This window comes from Kitasatospora sp. MY 5-36, from assembly GCF_001182915.1.
Classification (GTDB): domain Bacteria; phylum Actinomycetota; class Actinomycetes; order Streptomycetales; family Streptomycetaceae; genus Kitasatospora.
The window spans coordinates 1-5,490 of record NZ_LFVW01000712.1; the positions used below are offsets into that span (position 1 = coordinate 1).

Annotated in this window: 1 protein-coding gene; it reads left to right on the forward strand. The window is 77.0% G+C overall.

Annotated elements, in window-relative coordinates; all coding sequences use genetic code 11:
* Positions 1 to 45: 45 nt before the first annotated feature.
* Positions 46 to 5,490 (forward strand): EndoU domain-containing protein (locus AE652_RS34230; protein WP_199823186.1); only part of this gene is annotated, 5,445 nt, incomplete at its 3' end.

The window sequence follows — 5,490 nt, forward strand, 5'->3', positions numbered from 1 at the left end:
CACCTGGTGCCGCCGCGGGGGTCGACGCGCCCCCGGCCGGAGCGGGTGCCGGGGTCGCAGGAGCGCAACGGGACGTTCAAGGTGGTCGGCGGGCCCGCCGACGCGGCGGCCACGCAGGTCGGCGCCCTGGCCGGCGACCTGCCCGGCCCGCGCCGGAACCGGACGGTGTTCCCCGAGCACTGGACGGCGGACGACGCGGTGTACGCCGCCGAGCAGGCGTACCAGCACGCCCTGCGCACCGGCCGGGTCACCGCGACCGGCCTGCACTCCCACCACTGGGTCGGCGAGTACGGCGGGGTGCGGATCGAGGGCCGGATCCGGGCGGGGGAGTTCGTCTCCTTCCGTCCCTCCGACGACCAGAGCGGGCTGGACACCCCGGCGTACATGCCGTGGCGCCCGACCGGTGGGGCCTTCGGCACCCGGGTCGAGGACCTCGTCCGGTACGGCGACCGGCAGACCCTCACCGGCGTCCACGCCGAGCCGGAGAGGGCGGCCGCCACGGCGCACGGCGTCAAGGTGGGCTCGGTGCTCGCGGAGAACGACAACGGCACCTACCGGGCCGACGTCTGGTTCCTCGACGCGGCCGTCACCCCCGGCGCCCCGATGGCGAAGTTCCCGTCGCGGTGGCACCAGCACGCGGACGGGGAGACCCACACCCTCTACCCGAAGGCGTGGACGCCGTCGCGCATCCTGTCCGCCGTGGAGCGGGCGTACGCGGCCCGGCACACCTCCGAGCCGCTGGACTCCGGCGCCGAGCGCTGGGTGGGCGAGGCCGACGGCGTGCGGATCGAGGGGATCACCCGGGACGGACGGCACCTGACGCACCGTCCGACCGCCCGGCAGCCGCTCACCGAGTGGTACGCGCCCCCGGCGGCGGACGGGTCCACCGGGCCCGGCCTGCGCGGCCGCCGCGTCCGGACCGTGGACGGACAGCTGGGCATCGAGGTCTCGGCACCGGTGCACCTGCGGGTCGCGGCGGGCGCCACGCCCGCGGCGGTCGCGGACGCCCGCAAGCGGCTCCAGCGGGCCGCCGACGACTTCGTCCGGCAGCACCGCGCCGCCGGCGACCCGCCGGTCCTGCTGACCCTCGACTTCGTCGACACGGAGGCGGACGCCCTTCCGGGCGCGGTGGCCGGGGCGGACTCCCTCCCCGACGGCGCCGGGCTGGACGTGCTCCTGCCCGGTGTGGCCGGGGCGTTGACGCCCGGGTTCTCCGCGACGGTCGCGGGCAGCGCGGGCCCGGCCACGGCCACCGCCAGGGCGCAGGCCGGGTACGGACAGCGGGTGCTCGTCGAACCGGAGCTGACCGAGCCCGCGGAGCCCGGAACGGGCACCCGCCCGGCCACCGTCACCGAGATGGCGGGGCAGCAGTGGATGATCGACGGGGCCTTCGCCCCGGCGCTCGCGGGGAACGCCGGGCGGGGACTGCCGTCCGGCTGGACGCCGGGCGAGGGCAGGTACGCGGCGCTCCAGGTGCTCGCCGGCTGGCGCGGCCGGCGGCGCGAGCTCGTGAAGGGCCGCTTCAACGGCGTCCCGATCGAGGTCCGGACCGAGAACGGGCGGATCGTGGACTTCCGCGGCCTGCCGGACCGGAGTGTCCCGGCCCAGTTCACCAAGGCCGTCCCCGAGCCGTCCGGCCAGGGCCTGGTCTTCCCGACCGGCCCGCGCCACGCCCCCGAGTCCTCCTCCTCGTCGTCGTCCTCGTCCTCCGCGCCCGCCGGCGCGATCCCGCAGCCGGCGCAGGACCCGGCGACGGAGCTGCTGCCGGGCCACGCCTCGGCCGAGGCCGTACCGGACGACCCGGCGGCGCAGCCGTTCGAGCTCCGGCGCGGCCCGCTCGTACCGGGCGGCGAGGACGTCACCGTCCTCGTCCTGCGCGTCCACCTGGACGGCTCCGGCCTGACCGGGGAGGACGCCCGGGCCAGGGTCGCCGCGCTGGGCGCGCGGATCCGGGACGCCGCCGCGCGGTTCGACAACCGCACCAGGCTCCCGGACGGCACCCCGCTGCTGGTGCGGGTGGAGTTCGTGGACGCCACCGGCGATCCGCACCGGACGGTGCTCCTGCACGAGCGGAGCGTCGCCCAGGACGCCGGGAACTGGCACCTGGAGATCTCCCGGGACGCGCTGGTCCACCAGCTGGGCCGGGCCTTCGGCATCTCCGTCACGGAGTACGCGGGCGGCGGCACGACCCACGTCGTCCCGGCGCCGTCGGTCCGCGTCCTGCGCGAACTCGGCGAGCTCGCGGACGACCGGCTGGGCCGCCTCGGGCACGACACCGAGGACGGCGAGTCGCCCCGGACGGAGTTCGCCGACGGCGTCCTGGAGGCCGAACTCGGCCCGGCCGTCGGGACGCGGGGCGGCCACCTGCCGTCGACCATCGGCGAGGAGGGGGCCGAACAGCTGGAGCTGGTGCGCCGTCACGCCAACGGCACCCTGCTGGTGGAGACCGGCGCGGGCCGGCGCACGCTGTTCCCCGAGCACTGGACCGCCGCCGAGGCCCGGTACGCCGTCGAGCAGGCGGCCGTCGACGCGGTCCGCAACGAGACCTTCCAGGTGACCGAGGACGGGATCTTCTGGCAGGGCGTGTACGAGGGCGTCCGGATCGAGGGCAGGTCGGACGAGGACGGGACGGTCACCGCCTTCCGCCCGGCCGCCGACCAGCGCGGCCTGGTGGCGCCCGCCCACGCGCCGGGCGCCGGCGCGGTCGACGTCCCGTCGCTCGACGGGGCCCCGGTGCTCACCCCGGACCAGCTGCGCGTGTTCGGCGAGCAGGCCAGGCGGGAGGGCGGCACCGGGCTGCCCCCGGAATGGACCCGGGAGCAGACCCGCCACGCGGCCCTGTGGGTGTACGAGCAGCAGAACGGCGAGGCGAGGGGACGCAACGGGGACGAGATCGTCACCGGCGCGTACGGTGACGTCCGGATCAGGCTGCTGGTCCGCAACCGGCAGATCATCGACTACTGGGCCGAGCCGGGGCAGCGCTTCGACGCGACCGAACCGGCCGAGCCGGTACGGGTGCTGGCCACGGCGGAGGTGCGTCCGCCGGTCCGCCGGTTCCTGCGCTCGCTGCAGGCCCAGTTCATCCAGTCGTACGAGGTCCGGCGGGTGGTGGACTCCGACGGGGACACCAGGACCGTCCTGACAGTGCGGGTCCACCTGGAGGACGACGGCCTGGTGGGCAGCCGCGCCGAGACCGAGCGGGGCCTCGACCGGGTGCGGCTCAACGCCGAGGCGGGCGTCCGGGACGTCTTCGGCCAGGGGCTGCGGCTGCCCGACGGCAGCCTGCTGGAGGTCGCGATCCGGTTCGTCGACCGGGACAGCGCCCACCACGTCGTCGAGGTGCGCTCCTACACCTCCCAGGAGCACGCCCAGCACTGGGGCGTGGACTCCCCGCCGAGGGTGATCGGCCACGAGGTCGGCCACCTGCTCGGCCTGGCCGACGAGTACCGGCGCCAAGGGGCCGGCCCGCGGCCCGTCCACCCGGAGTTCGGTCTGATGACCGCGCCCGGGAGCGACACCTACGGCCGGGTCTGGTACGACGCCGGGCACCCGGTGGAGCTGGGCGTCGCGAACCCGGCGGTCTCGCTCCGGCCGCACAACCTGAACGAGCTGGGCGCGGTCCTCGACCGGGTCTTCGGAACGGACCTCCGGCCGGTGCCGGCCGGGGAGTTCCCGGTGCGGGTCGCCTTCGGCGAGGACGCGCTGCGGACCGCGCTCTTCGACGGGCCGGACCGGACGGGCGGGTACCTGACCCCGCCGGCGGAGTCGGGGCGGCGCAGGCTGCCCCGGGTCGGCGCGGAGAACCCCAACGGCACGTACCGCGCCGACGCGGGCGAAGCGGCGCTGGACCGGTACCGGACGATGTTCCCCGCGCACTGGACGGCCGAGGACGCGGTGTACGCGGCGCGGCAGGCCTACCTGCACGCCCGCCGCACCGGCGGGATCAGCGGGCGCGGAGACCTCGCGCAGCGCTGGGTCGGCGAGTACGACGGCGTGCGCATCGAAGGCCGGATCCGGTCGGGGGAGTTCATCTCCTTCCGCCCCGCCGAGGACCAGTCCGGGCTCACCGCGACGGCCCCCGCGCCCGAGCCCGCCACGCTGCCCTTCGGCCACCGGGTCGAGGACCTCAACCGCTACGGGGACCGGCACACCCTCACCGGCTTCCACCACCGCGCCCGGCTCCGCGGGGCCCTCGCGGTGGACCCGGCGGACCACGGCCTGCACCTCGGGCCGGTCCGGCCGCCGCGGGCCAACGGCACCTACCGGGCGCCGGTGTACTTCCTGGACCCGGGGATCGCGCCGGGCGCGCCGCTGAGCGAGTTCCCGTCCCGGTGGCGCCGCCCCGAGAACCAGGAGGCCCGGACCTTCTACCCCGAGTCCTGGGTGTCCGAGGACGTCCTGGAGCGGGTCGACCGGGCCTACCAGGAAAGGTTGTTCGAGGAGGTGCTGCCGGACGGCGCCGTGCGCTGGGTCGGGGTGGCCCACGACGTGTGGATCGAGGGCGTCACCCGGGACGGGCGGCACCTCGTCCACCGGCCCACCGACTGGCAGCGGTCCCGTCGGGAGACCGGGGCCGGGGCGGTCCCGGTCTGGGAGCGTCCCCTGGTGCGGGACGACGTCGACTACTCCATCGGCTACCGCCGCGTACGGCCGGGCGGGGCCGGCCTGCCGGACACCGAACTGGTCGTCCAGGTGCGGGACCACGGCGACCTGACCGCCGAGGAGCGGGCCGGGCTCCAGCGGCTCGCCGACGAGCAGGCCGCGGAGCTGTTCCCGGCCACGGCTCAGCCCGGCGGCCGGCCGGTCCGCATCCGGCTCCGGTTCGTCCCCGAGGCGGACGGCCCGGAGGCGATGCCGCCGGTCTCGTCCTTCCCGAGCGCCTTCGTGCGGCAGCTGCGGTCGCGGCTGGAGGAGGCCGAGGAGCTGATCGCCGGACTGCACGGCGCACCCGCGCCGGAGCCGCCGCTGCTCACCCCGGTGACCCCGGGCACGGGCGAGCGCCCGGCTACCCGTACCCGCCTCCAGGACCTGGAGGCGGCGGGCATCGACGCGCCGGCCCTCGCCCACGCGCTCGCCCTCGCGGACGAGCGGGCCGAGGGAGCCGAGAGGCCCGGGGGACTGCCCACCGCGTGGACGGCCGCCGAGGGCGGGCACGCGGCGCGCATGGTCGCGCGGGAGCACCTGGCCGAGCTGGGGGACGGGCGGACGGGCACGGTCACCGGGCGGTTCGCCGGGGTGGAACTCCGGGTGACGCTGGAGGACGGCCGGATCGTCCGCTTCGCGGGCACGCCGGGCCAGACCTTCGAGAACCAGCGCCGACCGCGCCCCGCCGGGCAGCAGCCGCCGGCACTCATGGCGCTGCGCCCGGCCACCGGGTGGCAGCTCCGGGAGCCCGGGAACGACGGGCCGCACGAGGCCGTCGAGCAGGAGCAGGAGCAGCCGGCCGTCGTGGAGGCGGCCCCGGTCACCCCGGCCGCCGCGCCGCCGGTG